The sequence below is a fragment of the Massilia sp. Se16.2.3 genome, from assembly GCF_014171595.1.
In the GTDB taxonomy this organism is placed as follows: Bacteria; Pseudomonadota; Gammaproteobacteria; order Burkholderiales; family Burkholderiaceae_D; genus Telluria.
On the sequence record NZ_CP050451.1, the window covers coordinates 1,479,680 to 1,497,366 of the forward strand.

The 17,687-nt window shown below is 64.5% G+C and carries 12 protein-coding genes and 1 pseudogene; 9 read left to right on the forward strand and 4 right to left on the reverse strand.

The window, feature by feature from the left end; all coding sequences use genetic code 11:
* Positions 1–273: 273 nt before the first annotated feature.
* The 3 genes and pseudogenes from mnmC to G4G31_RS06855 all read left to right on the forward strand — a co-directional run.
* Positions 274–1,176 (forward strand): annotated as a pseudogene (mnmC, locus tag G4G31_RS28125) (FAD-dependent 5-carboxymethylaminomethyl-2-thiouridine(34) oxidoreductase MnmC); the annotation flags it as partial.
* 106 nt (positions 1,177–1,282) lie between these two features.
* Positions 1,283–1,486, forward strand: coding sequence for a hypothetical protein (locus G4G31_RS28130; protein ID WP_308622196.1), 204 nt, complete (start codon positions 1,283–1,285; stop codon positions 1,484–1,486).
* A 141-nt stretch (positions 1,487–1,627) separates the two neighbouring features.
* Positions 1,628–3,250: a tetratricopeptide repeat-containing response regulator gene (locus tag G4G31_RS06855; protein WP_183108023.1), complete on the forward strand. Its 1,623-nt coding sequence runs from the start codon at positions 1,628–1,630 to the stop codon at positions 3,248–3,250.
* 176 nt (positions 3,251–3,426) lie between these two features.
* Here G4G31_RS06855 and G4G31_RS06860 read toward each other — a convergent pair whose 3' ends face one another.
* The 3 genes from G4G31_RS06860 to G4G31_RS06870 form a co-directional block, all read right to left on the reverse strand.
* Positions 3,427–5,652, reverse strand: coding sequence for a hypothetical protein (locus G4G31_RS06860; RefSeq protein ID WP_182990808.1), 2,226 nt, complete (start codon positions 5,650–5,652; stop codon positions 3,427–3,429).
* Between the two features lie 69 nt (positions 5,653–5,721).
* Positions 5,722–6,717 (reverse strand): patatin-like phospholipase family protein, encoded by a 996-nt coding sequence (locus G4G31_RS06865; RefSeq protein ID WP_182990809.1) that lies wholly within the window; start codon positions 6,715–6,717, stop codon positions 5,722–5,724.
* A gap of 85 nt (positions 6,718–6,802) precedes the next feature.
* On the reverse strand, positions 6,803–7,495 hold the full coding sequence (locus tag G4G31_RS06870; RefSeq protein ID WP_182990810.1) for a PhaM family polyhydroxyalkanoate granule multifunctional regulatory protein: 693 nt from the start codon (positions 7,493–7,495) through the stop codon (positions 6,803–6,805).
* Between the two features lie 169 nt (positions 7,496–7,664).
* On the opposite strand from G4G31_RS06870, the gene G4G31_RS06875 reads away from it, so the two are divergent.
* A complete protein-coding gene (locus tag G4G31_RS06875; RefSeq protein WP_182990811.1) occupies positions 7,665–8,759 on the forward strand; it encodes a DUF3108 domain-containing protein in 1,095 nt (364 codons plus the stop codon).
* Between the two features lie 310 nt (positions 8,760–9,069).
* Here the strand turns inward: G4G31_RS06875 and G4G31_RS28915 are convergent, their stop codons facing one another.
* Entirely contained in the window at positions 9,070–9,258 is a 189-nt protein-coding gene (locus G4G31_RS28915; RefSeq protein ID WP_374011278.1) for a hypothetical protein, read from the reverse strand.
* Between G4G31_RS28915 and G4G31_RS28920 the strand changes: the two genes are divergently transcribed.
* The 5 genes from G4G31_RS28920 to G4G31_RS06900 all read left to right on the forward strand — a co-directional run bounded on the left by G4G31_RS28920 (position 9,247) and on the right by G4G31_RS06900 (position 17,600).
* Positions 9,247–9,501, forward strand: coding sequence for a DUF3108 domain-containing protein (locus G4G31_RS28920; protein WP_374011279.1), 255 nt, complete (start codon positions 9,247–9,249; stop codon positions 9,499–9,501). The genes G4G31_RS28915 and G4G31_RS28920 overlap by 12 nt on opposite strands.
* A 277-nt stretch (positions 9,502–9,778) precedes the next feature.
* Complete coding sequence (locus tag G4G31_RS06885) at positions 9,779–11,077, forward strand: hypothetical protein (RefSeq protein ID WP_229425418.1); 1,299 nt, start codon at positions 9,779–9,781, stop codon at positions 11,075–11,077.
* Between the two features lie 75 nt (positions 11,078–11,152).
* Positions 11,153–11,851: a hypothetical protein gene (locus G4G31_RS06890; protein WP_182990812.1), complete on the forward strand. Its 699-nt coding sequence runs from the start codon at positions 11,153–11,155 to the stop codon at positions 11,849–11,851.
* A gap of 6 nt (positions 11,852–11,857) precedes the next feature.
* Entirely contained in the window at positions 11,858–14,680 is a 2,823-nt protein-coding gene (locus G4G31_RS06895) for an ATP-binding protein (RefSeq protein WP_182990813.1), read from the forward strand.
* A gap of 163 nt (positions 14,681–14,843) precedes the next feature.
* Positions 14,844–17,600 carry a DUF6531 domain-containing protein gene (locus G4G31_RS06900; protein WP_182990814.1) on the forward strand — a complete coding sequence of 919 codons (2,757 nt, stop codon included), beginning with the start codon at positions 14,844–14,846 and terminating at the stop codon, positions 17,598–17,600.
* Positions 17,601–17,687: the final 87 nt, after the last annotated feature.

Consider the following 17,687-nt stretch of genomic DNA (forward strand, 5'->3'; position numbering starts at 1 on the left):
TTCGATCTGGTGTGCGCACCGCTCGAGGAGGCGCTGGCCCAGCTGTCGGCCCGCATCGATTACGTCCAGCTGCGTGACGTGCGCGGGCAGGGCGGCGCCTTCGCGCGCGGCCTGGCGCGCCTGGTGGCGGCCGATGCCCGTTTGTCGGCCGAGGGGCTGGACGCGGAGCAGCGCGCGGCGCTGGCGGCGCAGGGTTTCGTGTTCGAGGGCGGCAGCGGGACAGAAGCCCGCGCGCGCTTCGCCAGCCGCAAGCCGCGCCTGCCGCTGGACCCCGTGCCGGCGCGCCACGCCATCGTCATCGGCGCCGGGCTGGCCGGCTGCGCGGCGGCGCACAAGCTGTGCGCACGCGGCTGGCAGGTGACGCTGGTCGAGCGCCATGCGGGGCCGGCCCGGGGCGCCTCGGGCAACCTCGCAGGCATCTTCATGCCGATCTTGTCGAAGGACGACAATATCCCGACGCGGCTCACGCGCGCCGCCTACCTGTACGCGCTGCGCTACTGGGAGACAATCGGCGGCATCGGCCGCGCGATCGAAGGCGCCGCCTGCGGCGTGCTGCAGCTGGCGCGCGACGGCGACCACGCCGAGGCTTCGCGCGCGATCGCCGCCGATGGCACGCTGCCGCCGGAGTTTGCCGAATGGCTGGAAGCGCCGCAGGCCGGGGCGCTGCTGGGCCTGCCCGCGCCGCTGGGCGCCTGGCTGTTTCGCCAGGGCGGCTGGGCCCGTCCCGGCAGCGTGTGCGAGGCCATGCTGGACGCCTGCGGTACGCGGCTGACGCGCCGCTTCGGTGTCGGCGAGGTCAGCCTGGCGCGCGATGGCGAGGCCTGGACCGTTCGTGGCGCCGGCGGCGACATCGTCGCCAGCGCCGCGACGGTGGTGCTGGCCGGCGGGGCGGAGTCCGTGCGCCTGGCGCAGGCGCAATCCCTGCCGCTGGCCGCGCTGAGGGGCCAGGTCACCCACCTCGACGCCGCCACGCTGCCACGCCTGCCCTTCGTTCTCTGCCGCGAAGCCTACCTGACCCCTGCCGCCGGCGGCATCGCCTGCGCCGGCGCCACCTATGACAGCGACGCCGACCCCGACTTGCGCGCAACCAGCCAGCAGGAGAATGTGGCGCGCCTGCGCGTGCTGGTATCCGATCCCGATGTGGCGGCGGACGCGCCACTGGCAGGCCGGGTCGGCTTTCGCAGCGTTGCCCCCGACCGCCTGCCGCTGGTCGGCGCGCTGCCCGATGTCGCGGCCCGGGGCGGCACCGAACGCCTGCGCGACGTGCCGCGCCATCCCGGCTTTGTACGGTCTGCTCGGCTACGCCTCGCGCGGGCTGATCTGGGCGCCGCTGTGCGCGGAATTGCTGGCGGCGCGCCTCGAGAACGAACCGCTGCCGCTGGAGGCCGCGCTGGTCGATGCGCTCGACCCGGCCCGTTTCGTGTTGCGTGCGCGCCGCAATCGGCGCGGGCCGGCTGCCCAAATGGGGAGTGGCGCCCTCGAATAAGCGAAGATGCGCTGGCGCAAGGCGCACCCCGGCCTCTATCTGCGTATAATTGGCGTACGGCAACTTTTTTTGCGCCAGTGGAGGGCGCCGTCGCATGGACGACACGCCTCATCCCCTGGACTGGGCCGGCAAGCACTACCGGTGGCCGACGATGTCGCCGGCGTGCGCCAGCTGCTGCGCGAGGCCCTGCGCAGCCTGGGCGCGAAGAACATCGACCAGGCCGCCAGCGGCGGCGAAGCCATCGCCCTGCTGGCCAGGACCCGCTACGACGTCGTGCTGTGCGACTTCAACCTGGGCGAAGGCAAGAATGGCCAGCAGGTGCTCGAAGAAGCGCGCGTGCGCAACCTGCTGCTGCCGTCCTCCGTGTGGATGATGGTCTCGGCCGAGAAGAGCGTCGAGTCGGTAATGGGCGCGGCCGAGCACCAGCCGGACGCCTACCTGGTCAAACCGATCACCGAGGGCGTGCTGCTCACGCGCCTGAACCGCGCCTGGCAGCGCAAGCAGATCTTCCGCCCGATCGACCAGGCCTGCGCCGAGAAGGATTACCTGCGCGCGGCGCGTCTGTGCCAGGAGCAGATCGACGGGCAGGACGGCGGTCACCGCGTGCACGAGATCGACCTGCTGCGCATGCAGGCGCGCCTGATGGAAAAGAGCGGCGAGCCGGAACGCGCGCGCGCGTGCTACGAACGCGTGCTGGCCCAGCGTGAATATCAATGGGCGCGCGTCGGCCTGGCGAAGATCCGCATGGCCAATGGCGACCTGGAAGCGGCGCGCCAGATGTTCCAGGGCGTGATCGCGGAGAACCGCTACTACATCGATGCCTACGACCAGCTGGCGCAGGTCTACGCCGCCATGGGCAAGCTGGAAGAGGCCTGCGCCATCCTCGAACGGGCGGCGAAACTGTCGCCAAACTCGGTGCCGCGTCAGCGCAAGCTGGGCACACTCGGTCTCAAACTCGGCAATGTCGCGCTGGCAGAGAGGGCCTTCCGCAAATGCATCGCCATCGGCGCCTGGTCGGTGCTCCGCTCGCCCGACGCCTATCTTGGCCTGGCGCGCGTATGCGGGCTGAAGAACGATCCGAAGGAAGCGGTCGTGCTGCTACAGGGTGCGCTGCGCGAGTTCGGAGAAGCCCATCCGGACCTGGCCCTGCGCGCCAAGATCACCGAGGGGCTGGTCTATCACGAAAGCGGCGACTACCGCCACGCGCGCAAGGCCGGCGACGAACTCGAAGCGCTGCTGGCCTCGAGCGAGGAGCGGCCCGACGTGCCGACCTGCCTGGAGATGGCGACCCTGCTGTTCGCGGTCGGCGTCAAGGACGCGCCGGTCGAGCTGCTGTGCTACCTCACCCGCAACAACCACGACAACGCCAGCTTGCTGGAAGAGGTGCAGGCCATCTTCGAGCAAGCGCGCATGGGCGACGAGGGTGGTGAACTGATCCGGGAAGCGAAGAAGGAAGCGGCGGACCTGATGAACGGCGGCGTGCTGCTCTGGAAAACGGGCAAGCTCGGTGAAGCCGTCGCGTGGATGCGCAAGGCCCGCGCGCGCCTGCCGAACAACCAGCGCATCCTGTTCAACGCCGCCCAGGTGCTGGTATCGCAGCTGCGCGAGCAGGGCTTTGACGCCGCGCTGGCGGACGAAGCGCATGCGGTGCTGATGCACGTCGACCGCTTGCAGCCGGGGCAGCCGCGTTTTGCGCAATTGATGGAGCAGCTGGCGGCGCTGGCGCCGCGGCCTGAGGCGCTTGAGGTCGACACAACGGCGTAGGGTGGACGGCTGCACCTCGTCGGACCCGCATGGTCGCGACGGTAGCGCCGTCCACGCGTTCAACGCACGCCTGATTCGTTCGCGCCTGTTCGCCGGATGCCTGGACGCGAGTGCCGACGCCTTGCCGCTGCGGGTCGAAAGCACAGTGCGTACCGCGTGGGCACGGGGTGCCCACCCTACAAGGGCAGTTCGTTACCGCATGCGGCTTCGCTCGACGGGGCTCGGCCGGATGTCGATTCCGCCAGCGCCAGCCCATGCGGCCGCATCAGATGCGCGCACAGGGCCGCGATATCGTGCCCGCCGCCCGCCATCTCCGATGCACCCGCCGCCCCTGCCAGCGCTGCTTTCGTGATGTGGTAGCCGAGCGCGCGGTAGCTCTCGAACTGCGCCTCGTCGAACCACTGGTCGGCCGTGCTCTGGTGCGGGTAGGCGGGATTCGCCTTCCGATAATTCAGGACGTCGGCGTTCTCGGAGCCGACGATCGCCGGCTTGATGTACAGGAGGGTGCCGTCGACCCCGATCGGATCGACGTGGCTGTAGCGGATCGCGCCCACGGCGCAGCTGGCGCCGCACAGGCCCGTGTCCTTCACCAGGTCCATCTTCGAGACATCGATCTCGATGCTCACATGCAGGTCGGTCGCGCACTTGCGGATCGCATTGCCCAGGTCCTCGAAAGCCATCTCCTTGTCGCTGGCGACATCGACCGCGACGACCAGGCGGCAGCGCCGCCGCACCAGTTCGTAGATGCCCAGGTTCTCGAAGTGGCCGCCGTCGGACAGGTAGACGTAGTTGGCGTCGGCGTTGGTCATGCCGAACAGCTCGGCGATGAGGCTGAACAGGCCGATGCCGGGCGAGGAGTGGGTCCAGGTGGCCTTGCGCGGGTTCGGGCACCAGCGCCCGAGGCGCACGTTAAACATCGTCATCAGGAAGTTCAGCGGCGGCGACGAGTGCGTGCCCATGTTCGGACTGGCCGCGGCGCCGGACAGGGCCACCGCCATGCCGAGGCGCACGGTGGCGTCGTCGTCGCCGGCGCCCGACTTCGACGCGTATTCGCGCGTGGGCCGGTAGATGCCACGCCGGGCGTCGCCCCTTGCGCCGGCATCAGCGGCATCTCGAAGCCGCAGAAGCGTGGCGTGAAGGCGAACGAGGCGGCGACCTTGCGGGTCTGCCACGCGAGTTCTTCGCCGCTGACCAGGTTCAGCGCCGTGTTGACGATGTGGTAGGGGCGCTGGTCGGCCATGTCGGCCAGCTGCGGGTCGTCTTCCGGGTCGAAGCCGGTGAACGGATGCGGCTTGCGCGCGGCGCTGCTGGCGCCGAAATAGGCGCGCACCAGTCGGTTCCGGTACAGCATGTAGAGCGAGAACTTGTTGATGTCGACGCGCCAGCCCAGCAGCAGCGCCGCGCCCGGGGAAGCAGCCGAACGCGATGAGCAGGGTGCCGCCATCGGTGGCCAGGGTGGCGTTTGCGTGCGCCGCGTAGACGCAGGGGAGCGACACCGGTGCCGGGCAGCGCACCTCTGGCAGCGCCACCACCGCCTGCACCAGGCTCGATAGCAGCGCGAAGATACCGATCGTGAAAAAGTAGGGCGCCAGGCGCGCGACGATTTCGCGCTTGGCGCAGTTGCCGTCGCGCGAGCCGGTGGCGCTTCCGCTGCCGGCCTTCAGGCCGATCCAGGTCATCACCAGCCAGCCGAGCGCGGTGCCGGCGTTGGCGATCGGTTCATAGGTCAGCCAGGCCCAGTGCAGGAGCGGTGCGCAGAAGAAGGCGATGCCGAACATGGCCACCCAGCCCAGCGAGAAGATCGTCGACCAGGCGCCCTGGCGGCTCCACCACTCGCGGCTGGCGTCGCTGTACAGGGAGCCGATCAGGCCGATCATCAGCGTCATCGTCACCGAGAACAGCGTCGTCATCAGCGGCATGCCGAAGCTGCCCAGCGCGATGGCGTTGTTCAGAATCGGATGCGCGGCGGGATTGGGCAGCAGCGCCAGGCCGGCCAGCAGCAGCAGGGTACCGGCCGCGAGCGCGCCGATCGCGCACAGGAAGTGGCCCAGGCCTTCGAGCAGTTCGGCGCGCGAGATGTCCGGGATCGGCCGGTGGCGGCGCAATTTCTGTTCCAGCGCCAGTCCCAGGCCATGGAGCAGCAGCACGGCGCACAGCCCGGGAAAAACGCGCCAGGCCAGCAGCTGGGCGACGTCGATCGGCACGAAGTGGGCGACCGCGCCGGCGGCGAATTCCAGCGCGGCCGACAGCGACATGGCGGCGACGGCCGCCGCGCCGGCGCCGCAGATGACGTAGCCGGCGGCGCGATACGGGCTGGTGCGGTCGTGCGCCAGGTACCAGCCGCTGGCCCAGACAATGAAGTAGACCAGTCCCGGCACCAGCAGCCAGCCCCCCCCAGCCACGGAAGCGCGCCGGCAGCCCCACTTCCCAGACGGCCGGCACCACGCCGCCATGGCGCCACAGGCCGATACTCACGAGGGAAACCGGCCGCCAGCAGCGGCAGGTTGACGTAGCGTAGCACCGCCCCCCTGCTGCAGCGGAAAGCGGCGCAGCCCGCGCGAGCTTTCCGGCTTGCTCGAAATGGAGAGGGCGATGCAGAACACGGCGAACAGGAACAGCAGCGTGCCGGCCAGCCAGATGGCGTCCGACCAGGTGGCCCGGGGCGCTCGCGGCCCAATGACCCGGTGCACGGCCCAGACGGCGAAGCGGGGCAGGAGCAGCAGCGCGCACAGCCAGGCCACCAGCATCGCCAGGTTCAGGCAGGTATTGCGCACATAGGTGCCGATCAGGGTCCAGGTATCGGCGCTGAAGGTGCCGCTGCGGGGCGACAGGTAATTGCTGTACTGGCGCAGGAACTGGATCTCGACCGGCTCGGCCGCCACCGCCTGGCCGGCCGCGCCGGGCGTGAGCAGGGCCTCGACGGCGGCCACGTCGCCGCGCCGCTCGCGGATGCATTTCGACAGCCAGCCGCCGATGAAGCCGCCTCCCGACACCGTCGACAGGTAATCGAAGTCGCGCAGCAGGCGCGCTTCGGCCAGCGCCTGCAGGGCGCCGAGGTTGAAGGTGGCCGAGCGCACGCCGCCGCCGGACGGAACCAGTCCGGCCAGCTGGGCGCCATGCGCCCGTCCCAGCAGTTCGCCCGTGCAGGCGGGGTGTACATCGTCCGCGCTGCCAGGCGCGACGGCGGGGCGCAGCAGGTCGAGCTCGTTCTGGAACACTTCGCTGAATACGCTGCCGCTGTGCGCGTTCAGGCGGCGCCAGGTGGCTTCGTCGAGCGGACCGGTCGTGTCGATGTCCTGCTGCTTGCGGAAGGCGGCAATGGCGCTGCCCAGTTCGTCGAGCGTGTGGGCGCGCGGCGGCACCGGACAACCGGCACTCTCGAGCTTGCGGCGCAGGTCGGCGACTTGCTCGGCCGACAGGTAGGAAAAATCGCGGGGAAGGTTGTGGAACTGATCAGTGGCGGACATGCCGGCCTCCAACGTGAGAACGCGGCGGCGGGAGGTCCGGGCCGCGCTGTCAAGTTCAGCACGGCGGATAGCGGTGTGATGCCCGTCAAATCAAATGACGGGCGCGGCAAGACCGATTAAGTGCCGGATGATTAAGGTTTGTCGGCTTTCGTGCGCCCCGGTTTCGGTGCCGAGGTGCCTGGCGTGCCGCCGACATCGCCACCCGTGGTGGCGCGCGGCGCCGGGTCGGGCGCGCCCCGACCTGGGCCGCCTGGTTGCCGGCCGTGCCGTCGGCGGGCATCGCGCTGCTCACCGCCTGGCGGAACTGGTCCTGCAACATGTTCCACCACGCAACTGCAGCCGGCATCGCCGCGTCGGGCGCGGGCGCATCGGCCCCGGGCTGGGCTGCCGCGGCGCCGGTACCGCCCCGGGGGGCGCCATTCGCACCGAAGAAAGCGGCGAAGGGCGGCAGGGACGCGGTCTGCTCGCCTGGTTTGCTCATGGCCTGGGCCATGCTGTCGCTCATCGATTTCAAGGCGGCAAGGGTGCCGCGCTGCACTTCGAGTGCCTGGATCGAGGTGCGCAGCATCGACAGATTCAGGTTGAGCCAGCTTTCGACGGCCTTCAGGTCGGCGATGCGCTTGTCGAGGTCCTCGGTGGACATGCTGGGCACGCCAAGGCTGGAGGATCCCATTCCCGACATGCCGACCCCGGGCACGCCCATGCCGCCCCACAAATTCTTCACGAACTCGAGCGTATCTGTCATGCCGGGAACGTTCTGCGAGGGAGGTTTGAGCATGGTGGTCTCCGATAGTGGTCGTGTTGGTGTGATGGGAAGCGCCTGGCAAAGTCCGCAGGCCATGGGCTTCATGAGGGCTCCTAGCGTAGCAGATAAATAACACGCGTACAAAGGCATGGAACAGACTGCCGGACAGCAAGCCCGGACGCGGGCGGTTACACTAGTCGTCATGGGTATTGTTTCCTACATCGCAAGCCGGCGCCGCCCCGTCCTCCTCGGAACGCTGATCGTGGTGCTGCACGCACTGCTGTTTTCGTTCATGGGCCAGGTCGGGCTGCCGCGCATGCCGGCTGCCATGCCCGGGATGGACCTGGTGCAGGTGCGCGTGCTGCCTACGCCCACGCCGCCGCCGGCTGCAGTGCCGCTGCCGCTGCCCAAGCCGCCACCGCCGCCGCCCTTGCCGGAGCTGGCGCCGATTGATGCCGCGCCTCCCGCACTTGTGGACGACGCCGTCGCGCCCGCGGTCGAGCCGGGCCAGGGCGGCGCCGGCGAGGGCAACCCGCCACCCGAGTCCACGGCCCTTGCCGCTGCCGAGCCCGCCGCACCCGAGGCAGCACCCACGCCGCCTGTGCCCGAGCCGCGCCGCTACAAGGTCGACGTGCCGCCGCCGGCCAGGGTGACGCTGGACGTCGCCCGGGTCGACGCCGACGGCACCCGCTGGAGCGGCGAAGCGCAACTTGCCTGGACTTTCAACGACGACCGCTACCGCATCGATTTCGAAGCCGGCATCCGCATCGTATTTACGCGCGTCAATCTCGCGGTGCTGACCAGCGAAGGGGCGCTTGGCGCCACCGGGTTTGCGCCGGTCAGGATGACGGAAAAGCGCCGCGGCCGGGCACTGACGGCCACGCATTTCGACTGGGGCAGCAACAAGATCACTTTTTCTTCCTCGCAGAAGAACGTGCCCTTGACGGCCGGCGCTCAGGACAAGGCCAGCGTGCCGCTGCAGTTGGCGGCGATCGCCCGGGGCGACCCTACGCAACTGAACGGCGACATCGATATCCAGGTGGGCGAAGACCGCGACGCGGTCGTGTTCCGCTTCGTCGTGGTCGGCAAGGAGGAGATCGATACCAAACTCGGCCGCCTGCAGACCGTACACCTGTCGCGTCCGCCGAAAGAAGGCTCCTACCGCTCGAGGCTGGACGTCTGGCTGGCACCGGACAAGGGCTGGTATCCGGTGCAGATTCGCAATACCGAGTCCAACGGTGCAGTGACCACGCAAACCGTGAATAATATAGCCCTCACCGATAACGGAAAACGATAATGCGAAGCAATTTTTGGATGCGGACCGGGCTGCTTGCCGCGCTGGCCCTCAACCTGGGCCTGGCGCTTGCCGCGCCCGCCAAACATGCGGTCGAGCTGCCGCCATCGGCCGACCTGGCCTATGAATTGACGGCCCAGCAGCGCGGCTTCGGCCTGAAGGGCGACGCGCAGATCGCCTGGCGCGCGGACGAGGGCAAGTACGACGTCAACGTCGAGGCCAGCGTCTCCCTGCTCGGCAAACTGACCGAATACCGCAGCCACGGCACGATCGACGCTTACGGTCTGGCCCCAAGCGAGTTCTACGAAAAGCGCTACCGCAAGGAAGCCACCACCACGAGCTTCGACCGCGAAGGCAAGACCATCGCCTTTACCGAGGGCAAGGAGCAGTACACCATGAAGGGCGGCGAGCAGGACCGCGCCTCGGTGACCTGGCAGCTCGCTTCGGTGGCACGCGCCGCCGGCGCCACCCGTTTCAAGCCGGGCAGCGAATGGACTTTCATTGTCGCCGGCCGCCGCGATGCCGAGCCCGGACCTTCAAGGTCGTCAAGCGCGAGAAAATCCAGACGGCGATGGGCGCGCTCGACACCCTGCTGGTCACGCGCCAGCCGCGCGCCGAGGGGAAAAGCGAGGGCGTCGACATCTGGCTGGCACCTGGCCAGGAGTGGTACCCGGTGAAATTGCGCTTCCGCGACGACGAGCGCGAGACGATCGAGCAGACGGTGACGAAGATTACGCGCAAGTGAGCGTCCCGGGCTCAGGCACCGCCCACCCGCGCCGCGGACCGTAGGGTGGGCGCCCCGTGCCTACGCGGCGCTGGCGTTGACGCTCGACCCGGCCTGATCCTCGTGGGCTGAGCGCGTTCAACCTGGGGACTGTGTCATTCTCGCCAACCCGCCCAGCCCGGGCCGCTTTCCGCTGCTAGTTGCCCTTCCTTAACTGTTATACTGGCGCCCCCGCGAAAAACGCCGGGCGGCCGACAAGCTGCCGGATTTTTGCGCATTCGCGAAACTGGTATCCCACATGATCGACATACAGGCAGGCGCGGCCCTCGCCGCGGAACCCCATGGAGTGGCGCAGGACGAGATCGACACCCTCGATCCGCTCGCCGCGCATTTCCAGAATGGCATCGCTCCGGACGAAATCGAGCAGGTTTTCCACCTCAAGCGTGCGCAACCGATGCTGTCCGCCTTCTCGGCGCTGTTCCACGGCAGCCAGGACGGCGTGCTGGTGCGCCTGCTGGTGCTGCGCGAGCTGGCGGCCGACACGGCCAGTTCCGCCTTTTCGCGCGCGGACATCAACCAGAAGCTGGCCTACCTGATCCCGGAAAGCACGGAAACGGTGCTCAATCGCCTGCGCTCACACGGCTTGCTGGCCTGGGACGCGCCCTCGGCCGTGTACCGCATCACGCCGCTGGCGCGCAACGTGCTCTCGGCGCTGGACACCCTGATCGCGCTGGCCAAACCCGAGGAAGACGATGCCGAGATGGGCTTCCTGCTGTCGCAGGTGGCCGGCGCCCAGGCGGTCGGCGGCGTCACCGTCGAACAGTTGCGGCACCTGCTGGGCCGCCTGGTGGAACTCACCGAGGAATTCCGCGATGCGATCGCCTCCGGTTCCGAATTCAAGCTGCGCACCTCGCAGGCAAAGTGGCACATGGCCTGCGACTGGGTCGAGAAGGGCTCCGTGATCCTGCGCGCGATCACCTCCGACGAACGCGCCGATTCGGCCACCCACAAGGCGGCCCAGGCGATCGGCCGCGCCCAGAGTGCGCTCTTGAACATGCAAGGCATGTTTTCTCGTGCGTTGAACCAGATCGAACGCCAGCGCGTACACCTGGGCCAGTCGGGCCTGTCGACCACCGACGTGAAACGCTGGCTGCTGGCGCACGAAGACCTGGCCAGCCTCGCCGCCGGTGCGATCGACCGTCCGGTGGTGCCGCTGTTCGGCACGCCGGCCGAGATGATCGACGTCGCCGAGACCGAACTGCTGACGGAACGGGTGGTCGTCGCCGGGCCCGGGGGTCTGCCGAGCGGTGCCGATGCGCCGCTCACGGTCAACGACAACCCGGCCATGCAGGCGGAACTCGACGACTGGATCAACAAGCTGGCCGACTTCGCCAACCTCGGCAACTTCCCGGAATTCTCGGAGACCGGCCCCAAAAAGTGCAGCTGCACGAGTCGCTGCTGCCGACCGGCTTCGCCGTCGCGTCCTACCGCGCCTCGCTCTTGCCGCTGCTGGGCGACGCCGCCGAGGCCAGCCTGCAGGGTGCCACGGCCGAACTGGCGCGCCTGCCGATCCGCTTCGAAGCACGCGACGAACTGATTCAATTGGACGATCCGGAAGTGGCGGCCATGTCCTTTGCAACCCTTTCACTAGATTTAGATAGCGGCACGCCCCATGAATGACGATGCACAAATCCTGATTGCGCGGCTGCTGACGCACCAGACCCTGCGCCGCGACGACAAGATGGTCAAGCGCGCGCTGTCGGACGAGCAGTTCCGCGCCGAAGTCGACAAGCGCCTGCTCGAATCCGGCCTCAAATTGCTCGACAACGTCTATGCCGACCACGTCACCATCGCGCTGCACCGCAATGTCGAACCGAAGATTTTCGGCGCCAAGGACATCTGGCAAAACAATAATTTCGGCCTGACGCGCGACGGCGTGGCCTTGCTGGTGGTGCTGTGGGCGCAGATCATCCTGCCCAAGCGCGAGCGCCAGGAAACCCACACCACGGTGGCGGACGACCAGAACGATTTGTTCGACAAGGACAACCCGATCCCGCGCGCGGAAGACGCCTCGATCGGCATTTCCTACACGGCGCTGCTGTCGGACTTCGGCGACAAGCTGGGCAAGAAGACGCGCATGGACATGAACCTGGGCGTGCTGGGTAAACTCGGCTTCATCGAGCGCCGCGGCGACGTCATCCTGGAAGGCCCCTTGCTCGACCTGATGATGGACACCGACGTGCTCAAGGAGCGCATCATCAACGGCGCGCTGTCGGACGTGTTCAAGCGCGCACCGCTGGCGGCAGTGCCGCGCAAGGTCGACGCGGCTAACGACGCCGAAGTCCTCGAGCCAACAGACACTTCGAACTGAGACAGCATGTTCCACATTAAATCACTCGAACTGGTCCACTGGGATTACTGGCAGCGGATCAAGAACATCCCGCTCGACGCCAAGATCATCACCATCGCCGGCCAGAACGGCTCCGGCAAGACGACCCTGCTCGATGCGCTGCGCACCCTGTTCGGGCTGGACTGCTCGATGGGCCGCACCTATAAACACTATGCGCGCCACTCCGGCCAGCAGAGCGCCTGGCTGCGCGCCGTGGTCGACAACAAGCCGGTCGGGCGCCAGCTGTCGAACCGCCCGTTCCGCCATTCCGGCTTCTTCGCCGACGACGAAGTCACGCTCTTCTGCCAGGTGCAGAAGAACGGCGGCGACTGGAAGCGCCAGTACCTGATGCGCCCCGGGAATGTCGAGATCGAGGAAGTGACCGAGGCCACCGACTGGCTCGGCGTCGAGAACTATCGCAAGCGCCTGGCTTCGGCCGGCCTGTCGCCGGCGATGTCGAAGGTGCTGGCGCTGGAGCAGGGCGAGACCGATAAACTGTGCGAATACGCGCCGCGCCAGCTGCTCGACCTGGTGTTCCAGGTCTTCGGCGACAAGGAAGTGCTGGATGCCTACGACGAAGCCAAGCGCCACCAGCGCGACACCGAGACGGAACTGAAGCGCTTCGAGGCCGAACTGGAAACTTCGCGCATCAACCTGGAAGGCCTGCGCCTGCGCGTGGCGAACTACCATCAGTGGGAAGACCTGCACAAGGAACGCCGCGATCTGAAAGAAGAAGTGCTGCCGAGCCTTGAGTACCACGAGGCGCGCGAAAAGGCGGCGGCGATCAGCCGCAACCTGCGCGAGCAGCGCAAGCCCATGGCGCAGGCCGACAGCATCCTGAACGAAAAGCGCCAGGCCCTGGCCGCGCAACAGCGCGCGCTGACCGAAGCGCAGCAGCAGGAAACCCTGCTCGAGCAGGAAGGCACTGTCCTGGCGAGCCGCCTGACCGCCGTCAACCAGAAACTCAAGCCGCTCGAAAACCTGCTCGAGCAAAAAGAGCGCTTGCAAAAGCTGGCGGCGGAGGCCGGCGCGGACCTGGCCGAAGTCGCGACCCAGTTGGAAGAAAAGGAAGCGGAACTGGCACGCCAGCGCGCCGCGCGCGAAGCCATCACGGCGAAGATCGCCGGCGAAATGGCGACCATCTCCGCCCTGCAGGGCAAGAGCGCGATGCCGGAGCCCGAAGCCCAGCGCCTGATGCGCCGTGCGCTGCGCGACGAGGGCATCCCGCACGCGATGCTGTCGGATATCGTCGAAGTGACGGACCCGAAATGGCAGGGCGCCGTCGAGGGCGTGCTGGGCGGTTATGCCTCGGTCGTGCTGCTCGAGCGCGCGAAGGATGCGCCGGCGGCTTACCGTCTGGCGGAGAAGGAGCGCTATCGCCACTTCATCGTCCCGGACTGCATCGACGCGCCGAAAATGAAGGACGACAGCCTGCTGTCGGTGGTGAACTTCTCGGCACCGGCCCCTGGCTGGCTGATCGACCAGCTGGCACGCATCGACCGTGTCGATTCCGTCGACGCCGGCTTCAAGTCGGGCACCGACGAGTGGATCACGCCGGACGCCTACCACCGCGAACGCCGCGGCGGCCGCTCGCTGTTCGTCGAACCCTCGCGCTACCGTTTCGGCGCTGCGGGCAAGACCCAGCGTTTAGAGGCGATCCAGAAGTCGCTCCCTGCGCTGGAAGCGAAGGAAGACGCGCTGACGCTCACTATCAGCAAACTCGCGGCGGAAGTGGGCGCCCTGAAGGCGCGCATCGCCGGTGTGGACGCGGCCAAGGAACTGGCGGCACGCCAGGCCGAATTCGAGGAAGCGACCCGTTCGATCGCGCCGCTGAAGGCCGAGCGCACGGAAGTCGGCGCGCGCCTGGGCGAGTTGCAGACGCTGACGAAAAACGCGACGGTCGCACGCACCCGCGCCGACACGGTCTGGCAGAACGCGCGCATGGCGCTGTCGGAAGCGGAAGCGGGCCTGCGCCTGAACCACCGCCGCCAGATCGAGCAGCGTGCCGAACACGCGAAGGCGCTGCTGGCCCTGCGCCGCGGCTGGCGCAATATCCCGGCCAGCTGGCGCCGTCCGGCACGGCGCGCGGCGCTGGTGTCGCAGCACCAGAACGCGCACCAGGTCAACCTGCGCATTTCCTCGCTCGAGCACGCCCTGGCGCGCGACGACTGGGAACTGGACGCCACCGTCATCGACCAGTACGCACGCCTGAACGACCAGCTGGCCGGCCGCCAGGTGGAGACCGAGGAGCGCCGCTACCAGAACAACCGTGCGATCGAAGCGACCGGCAACGCCCGTGGCGCCTACATCGAGCGCCTGCGCTATACCATCAAGACCTATTCGAAGAACATCAAGGAATTGGGCGCTCTGGCGGGTATCGACGTGCAGGCCGACCCGGTGCGCCTCGAGAACGACGACGTGCAACTGGCGCAAGCCGGCCTGCACGTGCGCTTCAAGTTTGACGGCAAGGACCAGATCGGCATGAACGACGGCGAGGCCTCCGGCGGCCAGCAGGTGATGAAGTCGCTGGTGCTGTTGATCGGCTTGCTGAAGTCGGAAGAAGGTTCCGGCGGCTTCGTCTTCATCGACGAACCCTTCGCCCACCTGGACATCCGCAACATCCAGCTGGTCGGCGAGTTCCTCAAGAATACCGACGCCCAGTACCTGATGACGACCCCGCTGACGCACAATACCGACGTCTACGATCCTTCGGAACTGACGCTCATCACGAGCAAGAAGAAGAAGGACACGCAGTGGGCGCAGCCGATTTTCGTGCTGCAGCGAAGGAAGGAAGAGGCGAAAGCCGCTTGATGGAAGGAGCCCGATGGGCTCCTTTTTTTTGTTCGTGTATTCGAGATTTGAAGTCAATCTACCCACGGTGGGTATCTATGCATGGATCATAGATAACCGAATGGGGATTGCTTATAAACGATTCATGACAGATTACAAAACGTCTAGGTGAGGAAAAGAAAATTTGACAATTGGCTTGTTTCTTTTCCTCTGTGCAAACGTTAAGATAACTTGCTTCGTGAATTCGGAAAATAAAATGAAGAATTACTCACCTTACGGTAAAAACTATACAATTTATTTGAAACAACTATTTTTTCCTGCCGGTAAGTCGCGAGCCTTTTCTTGGCCGATATGCCTATGTGGAATATTTATAATGTTTTGTTTTGGTGAGGGCAGTGCTTGGGCGCAACTTCCATCTCAACCGCCTGAGGTGAAGCCACGGTACGCCTTTTTCGAACCCGGCCGGAACGAATTAGTTTGGACTGAAGTAGGTTCGCATGCCGAAGCGTGTATTGGTTCTATGAATGCGCATAACGCGTTAGCCGCGCCAGATCCAGGTTATTCTAACCCACGTGTCGTCCCATGGCATGCAACTGGCGAAATTGACAGTGATTATGTTGCCCAGGAGCAATTAGATTGCCTTTGGTGGTACTCTGTCCAGAGCGTAGACATCCCGGCTACCGCCGGGTGGGCAATCTGCGGTGGCGATTTCTCATACCCTTTTAGCTCAAAGGGACTTGTCCTAAATATCGCAACGATTAAATGCGAATGCCAGCCACCGGCACGGTGGTTTGCCGATGTGCAACAATGCATTGAGGTTCAAAAAGTAGTCCCAACGAACGTCGGCCCACCGGATTGCGACGTTTGCAATAGTAAAGATGGTCCACAGTTCGGTGAACCGATCGATCCCGCTACGGGAAATATGTGGCACGTGGAAACGGATTTTGCGGCAGTTGCTCCAGGCGGACTCGAGGTAAAACGGACATATAACAGTTCCCCTCTTAGCGAAGAAACTCGTGGCATGCATAGTTTCGGTGCCAATTGGGTTTTTCGATACGATGCTATGCTCCGGCACGAGCAGCCCCCCCCAACGTCTGAGGATGCGTGGGGTAAGCAGTGTTGGCAACGTATGGATACTGAATTCATTTGGTGTGAACCATTCCTTTACACGAAATTCACGAACAACCCTTCTGCTATCTCTATTTTGCGCGGCAACGGTAAGCGGTCCTATTTCAAGCTGATAAATAGCGAATGGGTAAGCGGTGCTGCGACAAACGACCGTATTGCACCTCTATACGATTCCACATCTAAGGCAATCGTCGGCTGGTCTTACACAGCAGCGCCTGGCGACTTCACTGAACGTTACGATGCGGGCGGTAAATTAATTTCGATTAGCTCGAGAGCAGGTGCTCGACAGAGTTTGACATACAGTAGCGGTGACACGAATAACACTGCCATATCCAGGTGGCCTGCTGACGCCCCAGTTTGCTCACACGTGCAGGACGGTGAGACTCTACCCAGCGGGAGGCTGCTCTGCGTAACAGATCAGTGGGGACAGCAAATCCAGTTCGAGCATGATCCGGCTGGCCGAATTACAAAAGTGATCGATCCGAACGGAAAATCTTACCTGTATGAGTACGATGGGGTATCCGGAGGATGTTTGGGGCCTGGCTTCGGCGGCGCGAGCTGCTCAGCAAATAATCTAACGAAAGTTACTTTTCCAGACGAGAAAAGTCGCACTTACTTTTATCACGAATCGGCCAAAATCAATAGTGGACAGTCCTGTTCCTCAGGAGATTTTTCCGGGGCAGGTGATGTGTCGCTCAATGCATTGACTGGACTTATTGACGAGAACGGTCAGCGTTATATCACTTGGGAATACGATTGCATGGGTCGCGCTACATCTTCCTATTTGGGAAACGGTGTAGACAAGGTCAGGATCACCTATTCCAGCAACATGGGGCGAACCGTTACTGAGTATATCGGGTCTCCGGACGCTCCAAGCACTGTGACGAGTACACTCACATACAAGAGAGTGCTGGATGACGTAAAGAATTCCAAGTTAAGCGGTTCCTGTGTGGGGTGTGGACTTTTCAAGTCCAGGCTGTACGACGCCAACGGCAACGTTTCACAGACTGAGGATTGGAATGGGGGTAAAACAAGTTATCAATATAACCTCACCCGCAACCTGGAGAAAGTACGTATTGAAGCGTACGGAACGACGGCACCTAGAACGATCTCGACCGAATGGCATCCTAAATTCCGTTTGCCAGTCAGGATAGCTGAGCCAAAACGTATCACCATTAACACTTACGATAACCAAGGAAACTTGCTTTCAAGGCGACAAGAGGCGACGGACGATAGCGATGGGAGCAAAAAATTTTCCGCTGTATTGTTAGGGAAATTCCGAGTGTGGAACTACACATATAATACTGCAGGAAGAATTGCCACGGCCACCGATCCAAATAAATACACAACCATTTATGATTACGATCAGAAGGGTAATTTGGAAAAAATAACCAACGCCCTCGCTCAGATAACGACGTTATCGAACTATGATGCAAATGGGAGGGTTGGCCGTATTATCGAGCCAAATAAGGTGACCACCGATCTGACATATCATCCGCGAGGTTGGCTCGAAACCAAAACTGTTGAGGCCGGGGGAGTCAAGCACGTAACGCGTTACGAATACGATGGAGTGGGGCAGTTGAAGGCCGTGGTCAATCCGGATGAATCATATATTCGCTACGAATATGACGACGCACACCGATTGACAGATGTGACCGATAGTCGAGGAAATAAGATTCACTACACACTTGATTTGAAGGGAAATCGGATTAAGGAAGAAGTAAGTGATGCAGAGGGATTGGTGATTCGGAAAATTAGTCGGCAATACGACAAAATGAATCGCTTGCAACAAGTTACCGGGGGAACGCAATGATCGCGAACATGGCCGATAATACATGCTGGCGACATATGCCAGCCGTTATCTTGCTGGCATCCAATTCGGTGAGTGCTCAAATCCAGA

Coding starts and splice junctions, on each gene's coding strand:
- G4G31_RS06875 (WP_182990811.1), top strand. CDS start 7,665: ATGGGTATTGTTTCCTACATCGCAAGCCGGCGCCGCCCCGTCCTCCTC.
- G4G31_RS06885 (WP_229425418.1), top strand. CDS start 9,779: ATGATCGACATACAGGCAGGCGCGGCCCTCGCCGCGGAACCCCATGGA.
- G4G31_RS06865 (WP_182990809.1), bottom strand. CDS start 6,717: ATGTCCGCCACTGATCAGTTCCACAACCTTCCCCGCGATTTTTCCTAC.
- G4G31_RS28920 (WP_374011279.1), top strand. CDS start 9,247: ATGGACTTTCATTGTCGCCGGCCGCCGCGATGCCGAGCCCGGACCTTC.
- G4G31_RS06890 (WP_182990812.1), top strand. CDS start 11,153: ATGAATGACGATGCACAAATCCTGATTGCGCGGCTGCTGACGCACCAG.
- G4G31_RS06870 (WP_182990810.1), bottom strand. CDS start 7,495: ATGCTCAAACCTCCCTCGCAGAACGTTCCCGGCATGACAGATACGCTC.
- G4G31_RS28915 (WP_374011278.1), bottom strand. CDS start 9,258: ATGAAAGTCCATTCGCTGCCCGGCTTGAAACGGGTGGCGCCGGCGGCG.
- G4G31_RS06895 (WP_182990813.1), top strand. CDS start 11,858: ATGTTCCACATTAAATCACTCGAACTGGTCCACTGGGATTACTGGCAG.